The organism is Streptomyces sp. NPDC088387, from assembly GCF_044753385.1.
Classification (GTDB): Bacteria; Actinomycetota; Actinomycetes; order Streptomycetales; family Streptomycetaceae; genus Streptomyces.
The window spans coordinates 48,710-72,006 of the sequence record NZ_JBIVNC010000012.1 but is presented as its reverse complement, the minus strand read 5'-3'; the positions used below and the strand labels follow the sequence as shown (position 1 = coordinate 72,006).

The following is a 23,297-nucleotide window of genomic DNA, read 5'->3' as shown; positions in this document are numbered from 1 at the left end:
CCTCCGTACCGCCTCCCCATCCCCCACCACTGAAGGGCGGCGCTCCATGAGGAGATCCACCAGGAGACCCACGCGCACCGTCGGACTGCTGCTCGCCGGGCTGCTGACGGCCGCCGGCGTCACGGCGGCCACCCCGGCGCAGGCCGCCGGCGAACAGGTCACCGCCTGGCTCACCACGACCAGCGACACCGGCGGCCGTACCGTCACGCGTGGGCTCCAGGCCCAGGCGCCGTTCAACTTCCAGGCGGGCGCCGGAGGTTCCGGCGACAACATCACCGTCGACGAGAACACCCGCTACCAGACCTTCACCGGCGGCGGCGCCTCCTTCACGGACACGGCCGCCTGGCTGATGGACGGCAGCGGCGCGCTCTCCACCGCCACCCGTGACGACACCATGCGCAAGCTGTTCTCGCCCACCGAGGGCATCGGCCTGTCGTACATCCGCAACCCGATGGGCGGCTCGGACCTCGCCCGGTTCGGCTACACCTACGACGACCTGCCGGCCGGGCAGACCGACCCCACGCTGTCCCGGTTCTCGATCGCGCACGACCTCCAGGACGTGCTGCCGCTGACCAGGCAGGCCAAGCAGCTCAACCCGGCCCTGACCACGGTGGCCTCGCCGTGGACCGCGCCGGCCTGGATGAAGGACAACGACCAGCTCAACGGCGGCTGGCTGGAGGCGCAGTACTACGGCGCCTACGCCGACTACTTCGTGAAGTACATCCAGGCCTACCGCGACCAGGGTGTCCCGATCGACTACGTCACGGCCCAGAACGAGCCGACGTGTTGCAGCAGTTACCCGTCGATGAGCTGGAACGCCTCGGGCCTGGCCTTCTTCACCAAGGACAACCTGCTGCCCAAGCTCCAGGCCGCCGGGCTCTCCACCAAGGTGCTGGCGCACGACTGGAACTGGGACACCTACGACGCGTACGCGGCGCAGACCGTGAACGACGCGGCCGTGCGCAACCACCCCAACTTCGGCGGCATCGCCTGGCACGGCTACGGGGGCAACGTCTCCAAGCAGACCGAGGTCCACAACCAGTACCCGCAGCTGGACGCCTTCCAGACCGAGCACTCCGGTGGCACCTGGATAGCCAACCAGCAGCGCGAGGACATGATGAACATCATCGACTACACCCGTAACTGGGCGAAGTCGGTGACCAAGTGGTCGCTCGCCGTGGACCAGAACCGCGGTCCGCACAACGGCGGTTGCGGCACCTGCGACGGGCTCGTCACCGTCCACAACGGCGACGCGCGGCACGGCCAGGTCGACTACACCATCGAGTACTACACGATGGGCCACCTGACGAAGTTCGTGAAGCCGGGCGCCCACCGGATCGCCTCCACGGCCTCCACCTCGGTGCCGAACGTGGCCTGGCGCAACCCGGACGGCTCCAAGGCGCTGATCGCGTACAACGACGGCACCGCGGCCAGGACCGTCACCATCAACTGGGGTTCGCAGCACGCGACTTACTCGCTGCCAGGCAAGACCTCGGCCACCTTCACCTGGAACGGCACCCAGTCCGGCGGTGGCAGCCAGAGCGGCGCGCTCGTCGGTCTCGCGAACAAGTGCCTGGATGTGGCGGGTGGTTCGAGCGCCGACGGCACCGCCGTACAGCTCTACGACTGCAACGCCAGCACCGCCCAGCAGTGGACCGTGCAGAGCGACGGGTCGATCCGGGCGCTCGGCAAGTGCCTGGACGTGAACGGCGGTTCGACGGCCGACGGGGCACAGACCCAGCTGTACACCTGCAACGGCACCGGCGCACAGCAGTGGTCGTACAACGCGACGACCGGTGATGTGGTGAACACGGCCGCAAACAAATGTCTCGACGTGACCGGCAACTCCTCGGCCAACGGCGCCCGCGCGCAAATCTGGTCGTGCACGGGCGCAGCCAATCAGAAGTGGAGACTGGGATAGTCACCGAGCGGGCCTCAACTCCCCTTGATTCACGGAGTACTTGAGGCCGATGCGACAGCCGGCCGGGCGGCGCATACCATGCCTCCCAGCCACCGTGCGCCGTACGGCCGGCCGTCAGCAGGAAAGGGCAGGGCGGGGCAATGCCGAGGAGACGCAGGGTCGCGGACATGACGGTGTCCGGGCTCACCGAGCTGGATCGTTCCCGCACCCGTGCCGATCTGCTCTGGGAGCTCTACAAGCAGGCCGAGGGTGAGGTCACCGGCGCGATCGAGTGGTATCTGACGCGGCGGCGGGGGCCTGCGTTGTGGTCGCGCTCGCTGCGGGCGCTTGCCGGGTTGCTCGGCATCCTCGGCACGCTCACTCCGCTTGTGCACGCGGCGGCTCCTTCCGCCATTCAGCCCGAGTGGGGCTTCGTCTTCCTCGCCGCCGGCGCCGGGTGTGTGCTGTTCGACCGGGTCTTCGGGTTCTCGGCGTCCTGGACGCGCTACATCCGTACCGAGATCGCTCTCCAGCAGGTGCTGAAGAAGGCACAGGCTGAGTGGGCGCAGGCGTATCTGCGGGCCACCGACTCGCCGAGTGACAAGGAGCAGGCCGCGCTTCTCCAAGTGATCGAGCGGTTGCGTGCCGATGCGCAGCGGGTCATGGAGGAGGAGAGTGCGGCGTGGATCGGGTACCTGGCCGACGGGGTCGAGGAACTGACTCGGTCCACGTCCTCCGGGTCCGCCCAGCGGGTCGCCGGCGGCGGGCTGTTCCGGCTGGACCGTACGCCGGGCCGAGACCGCGGCCCCGAACTCCCCCGCACCCGAGACTCCGCAATCTGACCCGCCTCATCGCCGGGCGCGGGCCCGGTGGGGGCTGGTCGCGCAGTGCGTCGTCGGGCGCGGCCCGGTGGGTGGCGTTCGCGCAGTTCCCCGCGCCCCTGTCGAGGTGCGTTGTCGGCTGCCGGGCCGGTGGGGGCTGATCGCGCAGTTCCCCGCGCCCCTGAAGACACCTCGCCCACCCCGGCATTCAGAAACACAAGCCCCTGCCAGGGACGCAAAGAACGGCGCGAGCGCCCCCACCCCATAGGGGCGCGGGGAACTGCGCGAACCAGCCCCACCGACCCGCACCCCCCGGGGACACGGAGAACTGCGCGAACCAGCCCCACCGACCCGCACCTCCCAGGGGCGCGGGGAACTGCGCGACCAGCCCCCACCGGGCCGCACCTCCCAGGGGCGCGGGGAACTGCGCGACCAGCCCCCACCGGGCCGCACCTCCCGGGGGCGCGGGGAACTGCGCGAACGCCATCCGCCGGGCCGCGCCCGACAGCGCGCTGCTACCTCGCGGGAGCGACCCCCGCTCGGAGGAGGCCGTAGGCGTACGCGTCCTCCAGGGCCTGCCAGCTCGCGGCGATGACGTTCTCCGCGACCCCCACCGTCGACCACTCCCCCGCACCGTCCGTCGTGGAGATCAGGACCCGGGTCGTGGACTGCGTACCGTGGACGCCCTCCAGGATGCGGACCTTGTAGTCCACGAGCTCCAGCTTGGCGAGCTGCGGATAGATCTTCTCCAGAGCCACCCGCAGCGCCCGGTCCAGCGCGTTGACCGGCCCGTTCCCCTCCGCGGTGGCGACGATCCGCTCGCCCTTGGCCCACAGCTTCACGGTCGCCTCGTTGGCGTGCGACCCGTCGGGGCGGTCCTCCACGATCGCCCGCCAGGACTCGACCTCGAAGTACGTCAGCGGACCGCCCTCGACCTCCGCGCGCAGCAGCAGTTCGAAGGAGGCGTCGGCGGCCTCGTACGTATAGCCCTCCAGTTCCCGCTTCTTGACCCGGTCCACGACCCGGCCGACCAGTTCGCGGTCGTCGCCGAGGTCGATGCCGAGTTCCCTGCCCTTGAGCTCGATGGAGGCGCGGCCCGCCATGTCGGAGACCAGCATCCGCATGGTGTTGCCGACCTGCTCGGGGTCGATGTGCTGGTACAGGTCCGGGTCGACCTTGATCGCGGAGGCGTGCAGTCCGGCCTTGTGGGCGAAGGCGGAGACACCGACGTAGGGCTGGTGGGTGGACGGGGTGAGGTTCACGACCTCGGCGATGGCGTGCGAGACGCGGGTCATCTCGCGCAGGTGCCCGTCGGGGAGGACCTTCTTGCCGTACTTCAGCTCCAGCGCCGCCACCACGGGGAACAGGTTGGCGTTGCCGACGCGCTCGCCGTAGCCGTTGGCCGTGCACTGGACGTGGGTGGCGCCCGCGTCGACGGCGGCGAGGGTGTTGGCGACCGCGCAGCCGGTGTCGTCCTGGGCGTGGATGCCGAGGCGGGCACCGGTGTCGGCGAGGACGGTGGCGACGACGGCCTGGATCTGCGCCGGGAGCATCCCGCCGTTGGTGTCGCACAGGACGACGACGTCCGCGCCGGCCTCGGACGCCGTACGGACCACGGCCTTCGCGTACTCCGGGTTGGCGCGGTAGCCGTCGAAGAAGTGCTCGCAGTCGACGAAGACCCGCCGGCCCTGGCCCTTGAGGTGGGAGACGGTGTCGCGGACCATCTCCAGGTTCTCGTCGAGGGTGGTGCGCAGGGCGAGTTCGACGTGCCGGTCGTGGGACTTGGCGACCAGGGTGATCACCGGGGCGCCGGACTCCAGCAGGGCCTTGACCTGCGGGTCGTCAGCGGCCTTGGCGTGGGCGCGGCGGGTGGAGCCGAACGCGACGAGCTGGGCGTGGCGGAAGGTGATCTCCTGCCGCGCGCGGGCGAAGAACTCGGTGTCCCGCGGGTTGGCGCCGGGCCAGCCGCCCTCGATGAAGCCCACCCCGAAGTCGTCCAGGTGCCGTGCGATGGCCAGCTTGTCCGCGACGGTGAGGTTGATGCCCTCCCGCTGCGCGCCGTCGCGCAGGGTGGTGTCGAAGACGTGGAACGAGTCGTCGAGCTCGCTGGTGTCCGTCATGGTTCAAGGCTCCTGAGGTAATGAACTCGGTCTGTACCGGAATGACCGGCTCCACCGTCCCCCAATGATCCCTCGCGCTCTGCTTCCGGCTGTAGGTGGGCCAGAAAAGCGAAAAACCCCTCGCGGGTGCGAGAGGTCTGCGCGCGGGTCGAGGACGACGGTGGCCGCCCGTACCTGGTCGTACGTGGCGGTCACTGCGGACCGGCGCGCCTGCTGCCAATAATCATCGTGGCGAACGAGAGCACGGGGGCAGTCTGGCACAGCCCGCCCCCGTGCTCACGGTTGTCTCAGTATGCGAGCGCCGGATCACTCATCGCAGTCGGCGCACAAAGCCGTCGCCCTCCCCGTTGGTGTCCCCGGGGACGAGGTCGGGCGAGGTGGAGAACAGGGCGAGCGCGCCGCCGTCGCGGGTGAAGGCGGACGGCGCGCTGTAGCCGCCGGCCGGGCCGCCGCCGCGGGCCTCCGTGACGAGTGCGGTGCGTCCGGTGCCCAGGTCGCGGACGTACACGTTCTCGACGCTCTGGCCGTCCGGGTCGGTGGTCTCGCGCATGTAGGCCAGCTTGCGGCCGTCGGCGCTGAGCAGCCCGCCGCCGAGTCCGCCCGTGCCCTCGTGGGTGATCCACCGGGTGGTGGCGGTGCGGGTGTCGTGGACGTACAGCTCCCAGGTGCCCTCCGGTGCGCCGGGGACCACGTCGTCGCCGAAGGAGGAGTACGCGACGCGGCTGCCGTCCGCGGAGAACGACAGGCCGGCCGGTCCGCCGTTCGTCGGCTCGCCCTCCGGGGTGACGTTCAGCTGCCGCTGCGCGCCGGTGTCCAGGTCGGCGAGGTACAGCTCGCCCCGGCCGCCGCGCGGGTGGCGCTGGATGTACGCCGCGTGCCGGCCGTCGGGGCTGATCCTGACGTTGCTCACGTACCAGTCGGCGGGCAGCCGGTCGCTGACCTTCCGGGTCTCGCCGGTACGGCGGTCGACGACGTAGGCGCGGGCGTGGCCCGGCGCGCTCCCGCCCTCGATCCGGGACGCCGGGGCGGTGAACGCCAGGTAGCGGCCGTCGGCGGACATGTCGAGGTTGTCGGCGACCCAGCCGGATCCGCCGTCGGCGGCGACGCTGACCCGCTCCGTCTTCCCGGTGCGGCGGTCGTGGACGTACACGTCGCTGTGGAAGGTCTGCGGGCTGCTCCAGGGCACGAGGTTGGTCGCCCGGGAGACGAAGGCGACGAGGCGGCCGTCGGCGCTGAGGGTGACGTAGTGGCTGTCCGCGTCCGCCTGGGTGCCGTCCGACGCCACGGTGACCCGCTCGACGGCGCCGCCGCGCAGGTCCCGGACGAAGACGTCGGACTTGCCGTTGGTGTCGCCGGGCACCGCGTCGGGCGCGTACGAAGCGAAGGCGGCGTAACGCCCGTCGGCGCTGAGCCGCGGTCCGTCCGAGGTGCCCGTCAGCTGGTCGCCCGTCGCCGACAGGGTCACCCGCTCGGTCCCGGTCCGTGGCGCCGGTCCCGGTGCCGCGGCCGTCGTCGTTGCCGTCGCCGTCGCCGTCAGCGCGACCATCGCCCCCGTGACGACCGCGACCGACACCGCGCGCATGCTTGTGTGCACTGTTCCCCCTGTTTCCCCGTGCGGACGTGTGGTCAACACGCCTTTTCCATGGTCGACATGAGGCAACCGCACCACGGGCCGGCAGGTCAATCCGCCGGAACGCGTACAACCTGGACAGGAGTTCAAGCGTCGGGGAGCAGCCGCTCGTCGAGGAACTCGCGTACGTGTCCGAGGACCGTCGCCCGGTCCGTGCCGCGCAGTCCGATCGCCACGTGGATGGAGAACCCGTCGAGCAGCGCCCGCAGACGGGCGGCGAACCGGTCGGCGTCGACCGACCGGAACTCCCCGCGCGAGACGCCCTGCGCGAGCAGCGCGACCAGGTCCCGGTGCCAGGCGCCCTCGATCGCGGCCTGGCGCTCGCGGGCGTCGTCGGCGGCGTTCTGCGAGCGGTTCCAGACCTCCAGCCAGAGCGTCCAGTGCGGGTCGCGGTGGCCGTCGGGGACGTACAGGTCGACGTAGGCGTCGAGACGTTCGCGCGCGGGGGCACCACGGTTGAGGAGGCGGCCGCGCTCGACGCCGAGCCGGCCCTCGCTCCACTCCAGGGTGCGCAGCAGCAGCTCGTCCTTGGAGCCGAAGTAGTACAGCAGGTGCCCGCTGCTCATGCCGACCTCGCGGCCGAGCGCCGCCATGGTGAGTTTCTCCAGACCGCGCTCGGCGATCATCTCCATGGCGGCGGCGAGGACCTCCTCGCGCGGCGGCGCCGGTCTGCGCCCACCACCTGCCATCGCTGCTCCTATGTCCTAGCTCCTCGGCTGCTGCTGGGTGATGCAGTGAATGCCTCCCCCGCCCGCGAAGATCGTACGGGCGTCCACCAGTGTCACCGTCCGCTCCGGGAACAGCCGGCGGAAGACGCCCGCGGCGATCTCGTCGCGCGGGTCGTCGAAGGCGCACAGCACCACACCGCCGTTGCAGAGGTAGTGGTTGATGTAGGAGTAGTCGGCCCAGTGCCCGTCGGCCTCCAGGACGGTCGGGGCGGGGACCTCCACGACCTCCAGGCGCCGGCCGCGGGCGTCGGTCTGCGCGTTCAGCAGCCCGATGATCTCCTTGCTCACCTCGTGGTCGGGGTGCGCGGGGTCCGGCTGGGAGTGCGCGACCACCACACCGGGGCGGGCGAACGCGGCCACGATGTCGACGTGCCCGAGCGTCCCGAAGCCGTGCGGCGGATAGTCGCCGGTGAGGCCGCGCGGCAGCCAGATCGCCTTCTGCGTGCCGAGCATGGCGTGGATCTCCGCCTCGACCTGCTCGCGCGTCCAGTGCGGGTTGCGCCCGGCGCCGAGCTGGACCGTCTCGGTCAGCAGGACGGTGCCCTCGCCGTCGACGTGGATCGCGCCGCCCTCGTTGACCAGTTTCGAGGCGTACGTCCGCGCCCCCGCGAGACCGGAGACGTACGAGGCGATCTTCGCGTCGTGCTCCCAGCGGGCCCACTCCTGGGCGCCCCAGCCGTTGAACGTCCAGTCGACGGCGGCGAGTTGACCCCGTCCGTCGGTGAGGAAAGTGGGCCCGATGTCGCGCATCCATGCGTCGTCGAGTTCCCGCTCCACGGTGTCGACGCCGTCGCCGAGCAGGGTGCGCGCGGCGGCGGACTGGCCGGGGCCGCACACCACCGTCACCGGCTCGAAGCGGCGTACGGCACGGGCGACCGAGGCCCAGGCGGCGCGGGACCGGGCGAGGTCGTCGGGGTCCTCGAAGGTGGGGTTGGGGCCCGGCCACGCCATCCAGGTGCGCTCGTGCGGGGTCCACTCGGCGGGCATACGGAAGCCGTCGGCGGCTGCGGACATCGGGGACCTCACAGGAAGTACAGACGGTTGAGGGAGACGGAGTCGGCGGGTGCCGAGCGCAGCGGGTCGCCGTCGAGGGTGACCAGGCCGGTGCGCTGGTCGACGTCGACCGCTCCGGTACGGGAGTTGAGGCGCAGATCGGCGGGGCCGATTCCCCGGGTGCCGCGCACCGCGACCCTGCGGCGCCGGGTCGGCATCGAGTCGTTGCCCTGGTCGAGGGCGGCCCGGGCGACGAAGGCGACGGAGATGTCGGCGGGGGTGGCGCCGTGCGCGCCGAACTGCGGTCCCAGCACGAGGGGTTCGCAGGTGTCGGTCGCCGCGTTGGGGTCGCCGACGACACCGTACGCCGGGAAGCCGGACTTCAGGACGAGCTGGGGCTTGGCGCCGAAGTACTCGGGCCGCCACAGCACGATGTCGGCGAGCTTGCCGGCCTCGATGGAGCCGACCTCGTGGGAGAGGCCGTGCGCGATGGCCGGGTTGACGGTCAGCTTGGCCATGTACCGCAGCACGCGCTCGTTGTCGTGCTCGTCGGGGGCGCCGAACTCGGCCTTCATCTTCCCGGCCATGGCGAAGGTACGGCGGACGGTCTCGCCCGCGCGGCCCATGCCCTGCGCGTCGGACGAGGTGATGCCGATCGCGCCCAGGTCGTGCAGCACGTCCTCGGCGCCCATGGTCCCGGCGCGGATCCGGTCGCGGGCCATGGCGGCGTCGCCGGGCAGGTCGGTCTTCAGACCGTGGACGGAGACGATCATGCCGTAGTGCTCGGCGACGGCGTCCCGGCCGAAGGGCAGGGTGGGGTTGGTGGAGGAGCCGATGACGTTCGGGACGCCGGCCATCTTCAGCACGTTGGGGACGTGTCCGCCGCCGCAGCCCTCGATGTGGAAGGCGTGGATGGTCCGGCCCTCCAGGACGCGCAGGGTGTCCTCCACGGACAGACACTCGTTCAACCCGTCGCTGTGCAGGGCGACCTGGACGTCGTGTTCCTCGGCGACACGCAGTGCGGTGTCCAGCGCCCGGGTGTGGGCGCCCATGTCCTCGTGCACCTTGAAGCCGGACGCGCCGCCCTCGGCCAGCGCCTCGATCAGCGGGGCCTCGTGGGACGACGAACCCCGGCCCAGGAAGCCGATGTTGACCGGCCAGGCGTCGAAGGCGTTGAAGGCGTGCCGCAGTGCCCAGGGCGAGTTGACGCCGACACCCCACACCGGTCCGAACTCCTGGCCGACGATCGTGGTGACACCGGAGGCGAGGGACGCCTCCATGATCCGCGGCGACAGCAGATGGACGTGGGTGTCCACGGCACCGGCGGTGGCGATCAGCCCCTCGCCGGAGACGATCGAGGTCCCGGTGCCGACGACGACGTCGACCCCGTCGAGGGTGTCCGGGTTCCCGGCGCGTCCGATGCCGCAGATCCGCCCCTCCCGGATGCCGATCGACACCTTCCTGATGCCCTGCACGGCGTCGATCACCACGACGTTGCTGATGACGACGTCACAGGTGTCGCGCACGGCGGCGGCCTTGAGGTGCAGTCCGTCGCGGGCGGTCTTGCCGAAGCCGGCGAGGAACTCGTCGCCGTACCGCTGGGAGTCCTCCTCGACGCGGATCACCAGGCCGGAGTCGCCGAGGCGGATGCGGTCGCCGGCGCGGGGGCCGTGGGTGGCGGCGTACTCGTACGGATTCATCGCGCTGTCCCTTCGTCCCCGGCCTCCGGGTGGACCGTGTGCCCGGCGCCCAGATATCCGCAGGCGACGGCCCTGCGCAGGGCCTCGTCCCGCGCGCCCGGTGCGTCCAGTGGGCCGTCCACCAGTCCCGCGAAGCCGATCGCGATCCGGTCGCCGCCGATCGGCAGCAGTCCGACCTCGACGCTCTCGCCGGGCCCGAACCGTACGGAGGAGCCGGCGGGGACGGCGAGGCGCATGCCGTAGGCCCGCGCGCGGGTGAAGTCGAGCCGTGGGTTGGCCTCGAAGAAGTGGAAGTGGGAGGTGACGGAGACGGGCACGGTCGCCGTGTTGGTGACGGTGAGCCGTACGGCCGGCTCGGGGTCGGCGTGCGCCGGTCCCGGCAGCAGCGCGCCCGGCGCCCGCTCGCCCAGTCCCCCGCCGATCGGGTCGGACACCACGGCGAGCCGGGAGCCGTCGTCGAAGACGGCCTCGACATGCACCTCGGTGACGACGTCGGCGACGCCCGGCAGCACGTCGTCCGGGCCCAGTACGGACCGGGCGCGGTCGACGGCCTCGGCCAGCCGGACCCCGTCGCGGGCGGCCTCGCAGACGGTGTCCGCGATCAGCGCGGTCGCCTCCGGGACGTTCAGCCGCAGTCCGCGCGAGCGGCGGGCCCTGGCCAGCTCGGCGGCTCCGAAGAGCAGCAGCCGGTCACGTTCCGTGGGAGTGAGTCTCACCGTGCGACACCTCCTTGCGTGCCTTGATTTAGAGCAACACTCTAAATGCTGGATTGCATTAACCCAAGGGTTGACGAGCGACGGGCGAACACCTCAGATTGAACGGCACTCTAACCGAGGGAGCCAGACATGCCGATGGAACAGCGCGGAGTCGACACCATCCCGGACGCGGAACGGACCAGCGGCCCACGAGACCTCGTGGCGATCCTGCTGGGCTCCAACCTCTGTCTGGGGGTGATCATCTTCGGCTGGCTGCCGCCGTCCTTCGGGCTCGGCTGGTGGGCCTCGGTCACCGCCGTGGTTACGGGCACGGTGGTCGGCACCCTGTTCACCGCGCCGCTGGCCCTGATCTCGCTGCGCACCGGCACCAACCTGTCGACCTCCTCCGGCGCGCAGTTCGGGGTCCGCGGCCGGCTGGTGGGTTCGGTGGTCGGCCTGCTGCTCGCCCTCGGCTACACCGCGCTGACCGTCTGGATCGGCGGCGACGTCACGGTCCGCGTCCTCGACCGGCTGCTCGGCGTCCCGGCGAACGACGTGTCGTACGCGGTCGTCTACGGGGTGCTGGCCGCGGCGACGGTCGCCGGAGCGGTGTACGGGTACCGGCTGCTGCTGACGATGTCCCGCGTCCTCGCGGTGGGCATGACGGCCCTCCTTCTGCTCGGACTGGCCGCGTACGCCCCCGACTTCACGACGTCCGCGCTGCCGGAGGCGGGGGGCCATCTGCTCGGCGGCTTCTGGCCGACCTGGCTGCTGGCGACGGTGGCCGCGGGTCTGTCGGGACCCATCGCCTTCATCACTCTCCTCGGCGACTACACCCGCTACATCTCGCCGGCCCGCCACACCTCCCGCCAGGTGCTGCACGCCACGTGGCTGGGGCTGCTGCTCGGGCTGCTCGTGCCGCAGCTCTTCGGTACGTTCACGGCGTACGCGGCGCGTGCGGCGCTCGACTACGCCGGGCCGCTCGTCGACGCCTCGCCCGGCTGGTACCTGGTCCCGCTGCTGCTGGCCGCGTCCGCGGGGTCGGTGGGGAACGCGGGGCTGATGCTGTACTCGATGGGGCTCGACCTGGACGCGATCCTGCCGCGGGCGTCGCGGGCGCGGGCCACGTGCGCGGTCGCGGTGGTGGCCACCGCGTGTGTCTTCGCGGGGCACTACGCCTCGACCGCGCAGGACGCGATGACGTCGTTCGTGCTGCTGCTCACGGCGATCGGGACGCCGTGGGCGGTGATCACGCTGATCGGCTTCGTCCGCTGCCGCGGGGTCTACGACCCGGACGCCCTCCAGGTCTTCAACCGCCGGGCGCGGGGCGGTGTCTACTGGTTCCGGGGCGGGTGGAACGTGCCGGCGACGGTGGCCTGGGCGGTGGGCGCGACGGTCGGCGTCCTGGCCGTCTCCCTCCCCTCCTACGAGGGGCCCCTGCTCTCCCTCACCGGCGGAGTGGACACCAGCTTCCTCCTGTCGGGCACAGTGGGCGGACTGACCTATTCCTTCTTCCCACCCGGCAGCGGGGGCGCTCCACAACCCGACGCGACGGACGTGCCCCAGCGGCACGCCTGCCCGCAGCTACGGCAAGTCTCCAACGAGCGCAAGCCGCAAGCCTCTTAGGGGCGCGGGGAACTGCGCGACCAACCACGACGAGCCCGCACCCGGACAACAGCCCCTCACCCCCCCCCCAGGGGCGCGGGGAACTGCGCGACCGGCGGAACGCCTCAGCCCAGTTGGTGCATCCACGCGTGGGCGTCCGGCTGGGTGCCGCGCTGGATGTCCAGGAGGGCCTGCCGCAGGCGGAGCGTGACCTCCCCGGGCTCACCCCCCGACTGCCGCCACTGCACCCCCGTACGCTTGACCGTCCCCACCGGAGTAATCACCGCCGCCGTCCCACAGGCGAACACCTCGGTCAGCGCCCCCCGCTCGGAGTCCCGCTGCCACTGATCCACCGAGATCCGATCCTCCTCGGCGTGATACCCGAGGTCCCGCGCAACCGTCAGCAGCGAGTCACGCGTGACCCCCTCAAGGATCGACCCGGTGAGCGTAGGCGTCACGATCCGGTCCCCGTACACGAAGTACAGGTTCATGCCCCCGAGCTCCTCGACCCACTTGTGCTCGGCCGCGTCGAGGTAGCACACCTGGTCGCACCCCATGTCCGCCGCCTCCGCCTGCGCGAGCAACGACGCCGCGTAGTTGCCCCCGGTCTTGGCGTCCCCCATACCCCCGGGCACCGCACGCACCCGGTCCTCGGAGACCCAGATGGAGACCGGCTTCACCCCGCCGGGGAAGTACGCGCCGGCCGGCGACGCGATGACCAGGAACAGGTACTCGCCGGCCGGCTTCACCCCAAGACCAACCTCCGTGGCGATCATGAACGGCCGCAGATACAGCGACTCCTCGCCACCGTGCGCCGGCACCCAGTCCCGGTCCTGGCGGACCAGCGCGTCACAGGCCTCGATGAAGGTCTCGACCGGCAGCTCCGGCATCGCGAGCCGGCGGGCGGACCGCTGGAAGCGCAGGGCGTTCTGGTCGGGCCGGAAGGTGGCGACCGTACCGTCGGGCCGGCGGTAGGCCTTGAGGCCCTCGAAGATCTCCTGCGCGTAGTGCAGCACGGTGGTGGCCGGGTCGAGGGAGATCGGCGCGTACGGCACGAGCTGGCCGTCGTGCCAGCCGCGGCCCTCGGTCCACTTGATCGTCACCATGTGGTCCGTGAAGTGGCGGCCGAATCCGGGGTTGGCCAGGATCGCCTCGCGCTCCGCGGCGGAGAGCGGACTGGCGGAGGGCTTGAGCTCGATCGAGGGCGTGGTCATGAGTCGGGTCCTTTACTTCCTGGCATGAGGGGCGGGGCGGCTCCGGTCGGCCGGCCGGGATCCGGGGTGGCCCCCGGACAGTGCAGCACCTGATTCGGTTGTCACGGCCCGCGCTCGCCCCCGTACCCCCGGTCGTCGGTACTAGGACGTCCGAGCATCGGTCGGCGAGGCCGCCGTGCGTCCGATTATCGCCCGGACGGGGTGGCGGATGAAACGGGGTGAATACGGTCCGGGGGTCGATGGTGGCACCCGCGAGGGGACATACGAAAGCCGCCGGGCGCTCGCGCGACCCGACGGCTGTCCGAGGAACCGTGGGGTCAGCCGGCTACTCGTACCGCGAGGGCGTCACCGATCTCGGCCGTGGACCGGGACGGTCCGCCGACCCGCTCGGCGAGGTCGGCGGAGACCGCGTCCTCGATCCGGGCGGCCTCGGACTCGTGGCCGAGGTGGCGCAGCAGCAGGGCGACGGACAGCACCGTGGCGGTGGGGTCCGCCTTGCCCTGGCCCGCGATGTCCGGGGCGGAGCCGTGCACCGGCTCGAACATCGACGGGAAGGTGCCGGCCGGGTTGATGTTCCCGCTGGCGGCGACACCGATGCCGCCGGAGACGGCTGCGGCGAGGTCGGTGATGATGTCGCCGAAGAGGTTGTCGGTGACGATGACGTCGAAGCGGGCCGGGTCGGTGACGAGGTAGATCGTCGCCGCGTCGACGTGGATGTAGTCGGTGGTGACCTCGGGGAACTCCCCGGCCACCTTGTTGAAGATGTTCGTCCACAGGTGACCCGCGAAGGTCAGCACGTTGTTCTTGTGGACCAGCGTGAGCTTCTTGCGCGGGCGGGCCTGGGCGCGGGCGAACGCGTCGCGGACGACCCGCTCGACCCCGAACGCGGTGTTCACGGAGACCTCGGTGGCGACCTCGTGCTCGGTGCCCTTGCGGATGGTGCCGCCGTTGCCGGTGTACGGGCCCTCGGTGCCCTCGCGGACGACCACGAAGTCGATGGCCGGCTCGCCCTTCAGGGGTGTGTCCACACCCGGGAGGAGCTTCGACGGACGCAGGTTGACGTGGTGGTCGAAGGCGAAGCGGAGCTTCAGCAGGAAGCCGCGCTCCAGGACGCCGGACGGCACGGACGGGTCGCCGATCGCGCCGAGCAGGATGGCGTCGTGCTTCTTCAGGGCGTCGAGGTCGGCGTCGGTGAGGGTCTCACCGGTGTCGTGGTAGCGACGGGCGCCGAAGTCGTACTCCTTGGTCTCCAGCTTCACGTCCTGGGGAAGGACGGCGGAGAGGACCTTGAGGCCTTCGGCCACGACCTCCTGGCCGATGCCGTCGCCGGGGATCACTGCGAGATTGAGGCTGCGAGACATGCCGGGCACCCTACTCCTCGTCCCATGGGATGACACTCGATGTCCGCGATGCGGACGCGGCCGGGCGGGGTGTGACCTTCGTGGCCGGGTGCGGGCCGGTGGCCTTGACTCCGTTGCGGGCAACCGGCCTTGAAGGGGCGCGGGGAACTGCGCGGCCGGCCCCCTACCACCCGCACCCGACCACGAGCGCCGACCCGTGGTCACCACCCGTTCACCGCCATGTATTGCGGGTGTTGGCCCACGCTGGGAACTTCAGCGGCATGGAGACCCCCGACTTCGGCATACCGGCCCGGCTTGCCGCCCGGATGAGCATGGCCGAGCAGCACGAGTACCTGCGCGCCACGCTGACCCGGCGCCGCACGCTGGTGACCGCGGGCGCGGTGGCGGGCGGACTGCTGACGGGCTGCTCGGGACCGTCCGGCTCGTCGGGGACGGCGACCCGTACGCCGTCGGCCTCCGCGTCCTCGGACGCGCCGGGCTCCGCCGTGCTCCCGTTCGGCCGCCATCTCGCCCTCGGCGCCGACCCGCGCACCCAGATGCGGATCTCGTGGCAGGTGCCGGCGGCGGTCAAGAGGCCGTTCGTACGGGTGGGTTCGCGCCCGGACGAGCTGGGCCGGAAGATCGAGGCCGAGGTACGGACGCTGCGCACCCCGGAGCTGAAGGGGGTGCGCGCGGCCGTCGAGCAGTACTACGTGCACACGGCCCTGGACGACCTGCTGCCCGGCACGACGTACTACTACGGCGTCGGCCACGACGGACTCGACCCGGCGGCGGCCGAACACCGCGCCACCACGGGCAGTTTCCGTACGGCACCGGCGAACCCCGGGACCTTCACCTTCACCGCGTTCGGCGACCAGGGCGTCAACGAGGCCGCGGTCGCCAACGGCAGGGTGATGCTGGACATCAAGCCCGCGTTCCATCTGCACGCCGGCGACATCTGCTACGCCAACCCGACCGGCCGGGGCACCGAGTCGGACGCGTACGACGCCACGTACTGGGACCTGTTCCTCAAGCAGAACGAGCCGGTGTCCCGGTCGGTCCCGTGGATGGTGACGACCGGCAACCACGACATGGAGGCCTGGTACTCGCAGGAGGGCTACGGCGGCCAGGTGGCCCGTTTCTCCCTGCCGGACAACGGCTTCGACCCGCGCCGCGCACCCGGCGTCTACTCCTTCACCTACGGCAACGTCGGTGTGGTCGCGCTGGACGCCAACGACGTGTCGTACGAGATCCCCGCCAATCTCGGGTACACGGACGGGCGGCAGACGCGGTGGCTGGAGCGGACGCTGAAGGAACTGCGGGCGTCGGACGCGGTGGAGTTCGTGGTGGTGTTCTTCCACCACTGCGCGTACTCGACGTCCTCGCACGGCTCCGACGGCGGGGTGCGCGCGCAGTGGCTGCCGCTCTTCGCCGAGCACCAGGTCGATCTGGTGATCAACGGCCACAACCATGTGTACGAGCGCACCGACGCGATCAGGAACGGCGGGGTCGGCCGGGCCGTGCCGGTCGGCGGACGGACCGATCCGACGCGCGACGGAACCGTGTACGTGACCGCGGGCGGCGGTGGCAAGGATCTCTACAGCTTCCCGGCGGGGATCCCCGAGAGCTACGAGGGGAAGGTCGCCGACGCCGAGTCCGTGCCCACCTTCCACTGGACGAGGTCACGGCTCGCCAAGCAGGAGGAGGTGGAGTGGTCGCGGGTGCGCTACCGGGGCTTCTCGCTGCTGTCGGTGGAGGCACACGCGGGCCCCGCACCGCACCTCTCGGTGTCGGCGCTCGACCAGGACGGCCGGCGCATCGACCACTTCGAGGTGCGGCGCAACAGGTGAACGGCAGGCCCGGCGGTGGGCTCAGTGGCCGGTCGAGCCGCCGTTGTCACGACGGTCGAGGGCACGCTGGAGGGCCGCGGCGGCGTTCTTGCGGTCGGACTCGGTGGTGCGGGAGAGGTGACGGACTCGGCGGCGGGCGGTCGTCTCGGCCATGGGAAATCGACTCCTTCGAAGACCAGGGAGTGCGGAGCGGATTACGAGACGCCGGTGGGCGGCGAGCGGTGCCGCAGGGGTTGCCTGCAAGGGGCCCGGCTCACGACCGCCATTCGCTTGATCGAGCGAGACGTTCGGCTCCTACAAAGCTAAGCGAGCAGGGCCTTTCTGTCTCCACAATTACTCGGACTTCCTACTATCTGAGACGGCCTGATCGATCACCCGGGGCTGACCTGGGCTTTCGCCGTTCTGCCGTGGCCTAGAGCACGTCGCCGTCGCGCCAGTCGAAGAGCAGCTCGTCGTCGGGTCCGTCGGGCAGGCCCCACACGTACGCGCAGCCCTCCTCCTCGCGGAGCCGGACCACCCCGTCCGGGCCGAGGGCGCTGATCCGTCCGCTCCACATCTGCCAGCCCCGCGCGGCGTACAGCGCGGCGCCGTCGTCGCTCGCGCCGAGCGCCCCGAAGTCGTAGGCCGCCGTGATGACGTCCTCCAGGGCGCCCATGACCCGGCCGCCGAGCCCGGTCCGGCGCGCGTCGGACCGTACGCCGACGCCCTCCACGTACCCGACCCGGCGCCAGCGTCCGCCGTGCCGCACCCGGCGCATGACGACCGACCCGTGCGCGACGACGCCCTCGCCGTCGTCCACGATCGCGTGCAGGCCGCCGAGGCTGTGCTCCCAGTCCTCGTCGCCGAAGTCGCCGTCGAAGGCGTCCAGCAACAGGGCACGGACGGCCTCGAGTTCGGGACGGGTGAGGGCCGAGGTGTGAACGAGACGCAGACTCATTCCCCCAGTATCGGCACAGCCACGCTCCGTCGTCAGCGGAGTTCCGGTGTTCCCAGCGCGTCCGCGACGGCTTCCCGGAACCCCTTGGGCTCCTCGACCCACGGCAGATGCCCGGCGTGCGGGATCACCGTGCGCCGGGCGCGGGGCAGGGCGAGGTGGAGGGAGTCGACCGCGCCGCGGGGGCGGATGTCCTGGGCGCCGTCGACGATGTGCACCGGGACGTCGAGGGCCGCGCAGGCGGCGGGTAGGTCGGCGGTGCCCCAGGTGCGCCGGCGCTCGGCGTTGAGGGTCCGGTTGCAGGCGTGGTTGATCCCGAACCACGGCTCGGCCATCGCCTCCGCGTGTGCCAGGGCGCGCTCGCGGTCCACGAACTCCACGGACCAGTGCAGCACCGCCCACTCCCGCTCCTCCGCCTCGGTCGGCTCGGGTCGGTCCTGCAACTCCCGCCAGCGGGCGAGGTGTTCGGGGTTCTCGCCGAGCCGGGCGGCGAAGTTCCGTTCGTAGGCGGGGTGCCAGTCGACGTCGGGGCCGATGCCCGTACCGGCGACGTACACCAGGGCGCTCACCCGCCCGGGGTGCGCGAGCGCGTAGCTCAGGGCGAGCTGGGCGCCCCAGGAGTGGCCGAGCAGCGCCATCCGGTCGAGGCCGTGGTGTCGACGTACGGCGTCCAGGTCCGCGACGAAACGCTCGGTCGTCCACGGGCCCGCGCACCGCTCGGAGCGGCCGCAGCCGCGCTGGTCCCAGCGGATCACCGGGGTCAGGTCGCCGAGCAGTTCCGCGAGCTCGCCGAACATGTCCCACAGCCCGGGGCCGCCGTGGCACAGCACCAGGGGCTCACGGCCTCCGCGGCCCGACCGGGCCGTCCACAGCCGTACGCCGTCGTCGGCCGGTACGGTCCCGGCCGCTGTCTCGTCTCCCGCCGCCCAGGTCATGGCAAGAAGTCTGCCCGCGGGGCCGGGAACGGGCCAGGCCGCCGTCCCGGGGGGAGGGAACGGCGGCCTGGCGGGGAGGGGCGTGACGTGCCGGAACGTCAGCCCATGTGGGGGTAGCCGTAGTCGGTCGGCGGGACCAGCGTCTCCTTGATGGCGCGGGTCAGGGTCCAGCGCATCAGGTTCTGCGGGGCGCCGGCCTTGTCGTTGGTGCCGGACGCGCGCCCGCCGCCGAAGGGCTGCTGGCCGACGACGGCGCCGGTCGACTTGTCGTTGATGTAGAAGTTGCCGGCCGCGTAGCGCAGCTTGTCCATGGTGTACGCCGCCGCCGCGCGGTCGTTGGAGACGACCGAGCCGGTCAGGGCGTAGTCGGAGACCGACTCCATCTGGGTCAGCATCTCGTCGTAGGCGTCGTCCTCGTAGACGTGCACGGCGAGGAACGGGCCGAAGTACTCGGTGCGGAAGACCTCGTTCTCCGGGTCGGTGCACTCGACGACGGTCGGGCGGACGAACCAGCCGACCGAGTCGTCGTAGGAGCCGCCCGCGACGATCGTGCAGGTCGGGTCGGCCTTGGCGCGGTCGATGGCGGCCTTGTTCTTGGCGAAGGAGCGCTCGTCGATGACCGCGCCGACGAAGTTCGACAGGTCGGTGACGTCACCCATGGTCAGGTAGTCGACCTCGGCCGCGAACTCCTCCTTGAAGCCGGAGTTCCAGATGGAGGCCGGGATGTACGCGCGCGAGGTGGCACTGCACTTCTGGCCCTGGTACTCGAAGGCGCCACGGGTCAGGGCCGTCTTCAGGACCGCGCGGTCCGCGCTCGGGTGGGCGACGAGGAAGTCCTTGCCGCCGGTCTCGCCGACCAGACGCGGGTAGGAGCGGTACTTCTCGATGTTGTTGCCGACCGTCTTCCACAGGTACTGGAAGGTCTTGGTCGAGCCGGTGAAGTGGATGCCGGCCAGGTCGCGGTGGTCAAGGGCCACCTTCGACACCTCGATACCGTCGCCGGTGACGAGGTTGATGACGCCCTTGGGCAGGCCCGCCTCCTCCAGCAGCTGGAGGAGGAGCACGGCCGCGTGGGTCTGCGTCGGGGACGGCTTCCACACCACGACGTTGCCCATGAGGGCGGGCGCGGTCGGCAGATTGCCCGCGATGGCCGTGAAGTTGAACGGCGTGATCGCGTAGACGAAGCCTTCGAGCGGGCGGTGGTCGAGCCGGTTCCAGACGCCCGGGGAGTTCGCCGGGGGCTGCTCGGCGAGCAGGTCGCGGGCGTACTTGACGTTGAAGCGCCAGAAGTCGACCAGCTCACAGGGACAGTCGATCTCGGCCTGCTGGGCGGTCTTGGACTGACCGAGCATGGTCGAGGCGGCGAGGGTCTCGCGCCAGGGGCCGGAGAGCAGTTCGGCGGCGCGCAGGATGATCGCGGCGCGGTCGTCGAAGGCCATCGCGCGCCAGGCGGGCGCGGCGGCGAGGGCCGCGTCGATCGCGTCCTGCGCGTCGGCCTGGGTGGCGTTGGCGTAAGTGCCGAGCCGTGCCTTGTGGTTGTGCGGCTGGACGACGTCGACGCGTTCGCCGCCGCCCATCCGCCGCTCGCCGCCGATGGTCATCGGCAGGTCGACCGGGTTCTCGGCCAGCTCCTTGAGCTTGACCTCCAGCCGGGCGCGCTCGGGAGAGCCGGGGGCATAGCCGTGCACCGGCTCGTTGACGGGGGTGGGGACCTGGGTCACCGCGTCCATGAGATCCGTAACTCCTTGAATTGAGCGGGTGTTCGGGCTCAGCCCTTGCCAAGCAGACTGCGGCCGAAAAAGCGCGGGTCTCTCAGCCTCGGGTCAGCATGCTGCGGCCGAAAAACCGCAGGTTGGCCGGCTTCTCCGCGAGTCTCCGCATGAAGTAGCCGTACCAGTCGGTGCCGTAGGCCGTGTAGACGCGCATGCGGTGGCCCTCGGCGGCGAGCCGGAGGTGTTCGTCGCCGCGGATGCCGTACAGCATCTGGAACTCGTACTCGTCGGGCTTGCGGCCGGCCCTGCGGGCCAGTTCCTGGCCGATGGAGATCAGGCGCGGGTCGTGGGACCCGATCATCGGGTACCCGTCGCCCTCCATCAGCGTCCGCAGGATCCGCACGTACGCCTTGTCGATCTCGTGCTTCTGCTGGTACGCGACCTCGGCGGGCTCCTTGTACGCGCCCTTGACCAGGCGTACCCGGCTGCCGCTCGCGGCGAGGCGGCGGGCGTCGGCCTCGGTGCGGAAGAGGTAGGCCTGGATGACACAGCCGGTCTGCGGGAAGTCCTTCCGCAGCTCCTCGTGGATGGCGAACATCGAGTCGAGGGTCGTGTGGTCCTCGGCGTCGAGCGTGACGGTGGTGCCGATGGCGGCGGCGGCCTCGACGACGGGCCGGACGTTGGCGAGTGCCAGCTCGTGGCCGCCGGGCAGCGCCTGGCCGAACATCGACAGCTTCACCGACATCTCGACGCCGTCACCGAGACCCAGCGGCCTCAGCCGGTCGACCAGCGCCAGATAGGCGTCCCGCGCGGCGGCGGCCTGCTCCGGGTTGGTGATGTCCTCGCCGACGACGTCCATCGTCAGCTCCAGGCCCCTGGCCGTGAGCTCCTCGACGATCGGGACGACGTCGTCCACGGTCTCGCCGGGGATGAACCGGTCGACCACCTGCCTGGTGACCGGCGCCGCCGAGATCAGACGTCGCATCCGGTCGCTGCGCGAGGCGGCGAGAATCACGGGACCCAGCACGGGCACCTCCACAACAGGCGACAGACGGCCGTGGGACCCCGAAGGTGATCGTTCGGGTACGGCACGGAGAACCACTGTGAAACCTAGGGATCCCTCCGAGCGTGGGCCATCGACAGCTGTCACGCATCCGTGCCGCAGATCTCAGACAGATGTATGAAGGCCCCGCGGAAATGCGGGAGAATGCCCGGGTGACGTCGGATTACGCGGACCACCGTGGCGACTACCAGGAGCTCGTCGACGAGCTCTCGGAGCTGCTCGGAGCGCCCGCGACCCTGGAGAACCGCGACTTCGAACTGATCGCCTTCGGGGCGTACGACAGTGAGGACGACCTCGACGCGTCCGCGCTGGACCCGGTCCGCACCCGCTCGATCCTGACCCGGCGCTCGACGGCGGCCGTACGGACCTGGTTCGAGGGCTTCGGCATCACCCGCGCGACCGGCCCGGTCCGGATCCCGCCGACCCCGGAGGCCGGCGTCTACCGGGGCCGCATCTGTCTGCCCGTACGCCATCGGGGTGTGGTGCTCGGCTATGTCTGGCTGCTGGACACCGACCCCGGCCCGTCCGACGACCGGCTGACCGCCGCGATGACCGTGGCCGACCGGATCGGCGCGCTGCTCGCGGACGAGGCGCAGCACGGCGCCGACTTGACGCGCGAGCTGCGGGCGGTGCTGACCGCGGAGCGGGAGTGGCAGCACGACATGGCGGTCGCCGAGCTGCGCACGGCACTCGGCTCCCGCGCCGACGGCCCCCATACGGTGGTCTGTGTGGCGCCCTGGCCGTCCGCCGACCCGGACGACGCCCCGTCGGTCCGCACACTGCCGGGTGCGACGGCCCGCTGCACGGTCCCGTGGGGCACGGCGTCCCAGTCCCTGGCGGTCCTGGTCCGGCTGCGCTCCACGCAGACCCTGACCCCGGCGGTCTCGGCGGCGAACCGGCTGCTGGAGCGGGGCGCGTCCGGGAGCCGTCCGCCGGAGCCGGGCCCGACCGGGAGCCACGTGGCGGATTCGGGCGCGCACGGGGCCGGCACGCGTGGGGGCGTCGCGGCCGGGTCCCTCGCGGCCGGGATCGCGGCCGGCCGGACCGGCCTCGCCGAGCTGGGTGTCGCCTGGCACGAGGCCACGTCGGCGGCACGGGCCGCTCTCGCGGAACCCCGCCTGGGCCCGGTGGCCCAGTGGGCCGCGATCGGCCCGTTCCGTCTCCTGACGGCACTGCCCGCGAACGCGGCCCACGACCCGGCCGTCTCGGCGCTGCTCTCCCCCGCCCACCGCGATCTGGCGCACACGGCGGAGACGTACCTGGACTGCGCGGGCCAGGCCACCCGCACGGCCACCGAACTCGGTATCCACCGCCAGACGCTCTACTACCGCCTGTCCCGGGTCGAACAGCTCACCGGCCTGGACCTGGACGACGGCGAGGACCGGCTGCTGCTGCACATGGCACTGAAGGGGGCGCGGCTGTAGGCAGCACGGCTGTAAGGAGCGTGCCTCCAGGGAGCAGGGCCTTACTTCACCTCGGCCAGCTGTCCGGAAGCCACGTCGAAGACAAATCCGCGGACGGATTCGGTGTGCGGCACAAAGGGGCTGGTGGTGATCCGCCGGACCGACTGGCGTACGTCCTCGTCGAGGTCGCGGAAGGCCTCGGCGGCCCAGGCCGGGCGGATGCCCGTCTCGTCCTCGATCTGCCGCTTGAAGTCGTCGTCGGTGAAGGTGAGCATGCCGCAGTCGGTGTGGTGGATCAGGATGATCTCCCGGGTCCCCAGGAGGCGCTGACTGATCGCCAGCGAACGGATCTCGTCGTCGGTGACCGCCCCGCCCGCGTTGCGGATGACGTGCGCCTCGCCCTCCTGGAGACCCAGGATCGCGTAGACGTTCAGCCGGGCGTCCATGCAGGCGACGACCGCCACCTGCCGGGACGGCGGAAGCGGCAGTGGACCGCTGAAAGAGGCGGCGTAGGCGGCGTTGTTGGCCAGGTACTCGTCGGTCACTGACATGGTGCCCTCACCTTCTGGGGCCAGGATGTCCCGGAGCCTTCGTCGGCACCGTAGTGAGGGCGCGAGCCGGCCCGGAAGGCTTCGGTCCGTCCAGCCATCAACC

General features: G+C 71.3%; 19 protein-coding genes. 5 read left to right on the top strand and 14 right to left on the bottom strand.

Annotation, left to right across the window (positions count from 1 at the left end):
* Window positions 1–46 precede the first annotated feature (46 nt).
* Both ACIQAC_RS28885 and ACIQAC_RS28880 read left to right on the top strand, forming a co-directional pair.
* A complete protein-coding gene (locus ACIQAC_RS28885; protein ID WP_402195839.1) occupies window positions 47–1,921 on the top strand; it encodes a ricin-type beta-trefoil lectin domain protein in 1,875 nt (624 codons plus the stop codon).
* A 167-nt stretch (window positions 1,922–2,088) separates the two neighbouring features.
* Complete coding sequence (locus tag ACIQAC_RS28880) at window positions 2,089–2,742, top strand: SLATT domain-containing protein (RefSeq protein WP_402195836.1); 654 nt, start codon at window positions 2,089–2,091, stop codon at window positions 2,740–2,742.
* A 494-nt stretch (window positions 2,743–3,236) separates the two neighbouring features.
* Here the strand turns inward: ACIQAC_RS28880 and cimA are convergent, their stop codons facing one another.
* From cimA to ureA, 6 genes are all read right to left on the bottom strand, one after another.
* Complete coding sequence (gene cimA, locus ACIQAC_RS28875) at window positions 3,237–4,841, bottom strand: citramalate synthase (RefSeq protein WP_402195833.1); 1,605 nt, start codon at window positions 4,839–4,841, stop codon at window positions 3,237–3,239.
* Between the two features lie 310 nt (window positions 4,842–5,151).
* Complete coding sequence (locus tag ACIQAC_RS28870; RefSeq protein WP_402195831.1) at window positions 5,152–6,423, bottom strand: TolB family protein; 1,272 nt, start codon at window positions 6,421–6,423, stop codon at window positions 5,152–5,154.
* 134 nt (window positions 6,424–6,557) lie between these two features.
* The gene (locus ACIQAC_RS28865) at window positions 6,558–7,160 is read right to left on the bottom strand and encodes a TetR/AcrR family transcriptional regulator (protein WP_402195829.1); all 603 of its coding nucleotides are present in this window, start codon (window positions 7,158–7,160) and stop codon (window positions 6,558–6,560) included.
* A gap of 15 nt (window positions 7,161–7,175) precedes the next feature.
* Window positions 7,176–8,213: an agmatine/peptidylarginine deiminase gene (locus ACIQAC_RS28860; protein ID WP_402195826.1), complete on the bottom strand. Its 1,038-nt coding sequence runs from the start codon at window positions 8,211–8,213 to the stop codon at window positions 7,176–7,178.
* An 8-nt stretch (window positions 8,214–8,221) separates the two neighbouring features.
* Window positions 8,222–9,892: an urease subunit alpha gene (locus ACIQAC_RS28855; protein WP_402195824.1), complete on the bottom strand. Its 1,671-nt coding sequence runs from the start codon at window positions 9,890–9,892 to the stop codon at window positions 8,222–8,224.
* Entirely contained in the window at window positions 9,889–10,608 is a 720-nt protein-coding gene (gene ureA / locus ACIQAC_RS28850) for an urease subunit gamma (RefSeq protein ID WP_402195822.1), read from the bottom strand. The genes ACIQAC_RS28855 and ureA overlap by 4 nt, the downstream gene beginning before the upstream one ends.
* Before the next feature lie 129 nt (window positions 10,609–10,737).
* Between ureA and ACIQAC_RS28845 the strand changes: the two genes are divergently transcribed.
* Window positions 10,738–12,213 (top strand): cytosine permease, encoded by a 1,476-nt coding sequence (locus ACIQAC_RS28845; protein WP_402195819.1) that lies wholly within the window; start codon window positions 10,738–10,740, stop codon window positions 12,211–12,213.
* 104 nt (window positions 12,214–12,317) lie between these two features.
* On the opposite strand, the gene ACIQAC_RS28840 is transcribed toward ACIQAC_RS28845, so the two are convergent.
* Together ACIQAC_RS28840 and ACIQAC_RS28835 are read right to left on the bottom strand one after the other, a co-directional pair.
* Window positions 12,318–13,406, bottom strand: a complete 1,089-nt coding sequence (locus ACIQAC_RS28840) for a branched-chain amino acid aminotransferase (protein ID WP_402195816.1) — start codon at window positions 13,404–13,406, stop codon at window positions 12,318–12,320.
* A 317-nt stretch (window positions 13,407–13,723) separates the two neighbouring features.
* Window positions 13,724–14,767, bottom strand: a complete 1,044-nt coding sequence (locus tag ACIQAC_RS28835; RefSeq protein ID WP_402195813.1) for a 3-isopropylmalate dehydrogenase — start codon at window positions 14,765–14,767, stop codon at window positions 13,724–13,726.
* Between the two features lie 260 nt (window positions 14,768–15,027).
* On the opposite strand from ACIQAC_RS28835, the gene ACIQAC_RS28830 reads away from it, so the two are divergent.
* Window positions 15,028–16,596, top strand: a complete 1,569-nt coding sequence (locus ACIQAC_RS28830) for a purple acid phosphatase family protein (protein ID WP_402195810.1) — start codon at window positions 15,028–15,030, stop codon at window positions 16,594–16,596.
* Between the two features lie 21 nt (window positions 16,597–16,617).
* Here the strand turns inward: ACIQAC_RS28830 and ACIQAC_RS28825 are convergent, their stop codons facing one another.
* From ACIQAC_RS28825 to ACIQAC_RS28805, 5 genes are all read right to left on the bottom strand, one after another.
* Window positions 16,618–16,749 carry a hypothetical protein gene (locus ACIQAC_RS28825; protein ID WP_126395287.1) on the bottom strand — a complete coding sequence of 44 codons (132 nt, stop codon included), beginning with the start codon at window positions 16,747–16,749 and terminating at the stop codon, window positions 16,618–16,620.
* A 259-nt stretch (window positions 16,750–17,008) separates the two neighbouring features.
* Complete coding sequence (locus ACIQAC_RS28820; protein ID WP_402195808.1) at window positions 17,009–17,533, bottom strand: GNAT family N-acetyltransferase; 525 nt, start codon at window positions 17,531–17,533, stop codon at window positions 17,009–17,011.
* 32 nt (window positions 17,534–17,565) lie between these two features.
* On the bottom strand, window positions 17,566–18,465 hold the full coding sequence (locus ACIQAC_RS28815; RefSeq protein ID WP_402195806.1) for an alpha/beta fold hydrolase: 900 nt from the start codon (window positions 18,463–18,465) through the stop codon (window positions 17,566–17,568).
* A 98-nt stretch (window positions 18,466–18,563) separates the two neighbouring features.
* Complete coding sequence (gene pruA, locus ACIQAC_RS28810) at window positions 18,564–20,195, bottom strand: L-glutamate gamma-semialdehyde dehydrogenase (protein ID WP_402195804.1); 1,632 nt, start codon at window positions 20,193–20,195, stop codon at window positions 18,564–18,566.
* 82 nt (window positions 20,196–20,277) lie between these two features.
* Window positions 20,278–21,204, bottom strand: a complete 927-nt coding sequence (locus tag ACIQAC_RS28805; RefSeq protein ID WP_402195802.1) for a proline dehydrogenase family protein — start codon at window positions 21,202–21,204, stop codon at window positions 20,278–20,280.
* A 170-nt stretch (window positions 21,205–21,374) separates the two neighbouring features.
* Here ACIQAC_RS28805 and ACIQAC_RS28800 point away from each other — a divergent pair, with 170 nt between their 5' ends.
* Window positions 21,375–22,664 carry a PucR family transcriptional regulator gene (locus ACIQAC_RS28800; protein ID WP_402195799.1) on the top strand — a complete coding sequence of 430 codons (1,290 nt, stop codon included), beginning with the start codon at window positions 21,375–21,377 and terminating at the stop codon, window positions 22,662–22,664.
* 41 nt (window positions 22,665–22,705) lie between these two features.
* Here the strand turns inward: ACIQAC_RS28800 and ACIQAC_RS28795 are convergent, their stop codons facing one another.
* On the bottom strand, window positions 22,706–23,194 hold the full coding sequence (locus ACIQAC_RS28795; protein WP_402195797.1) for a beta-class carbonic anhydrase: 489 nt from the start codon (window positions 23,192–23,194) through the stop codon (window positions 22,706–22,708).
* Window positions 23,195–23,297 lie beyond the last annotated feature (103 nt).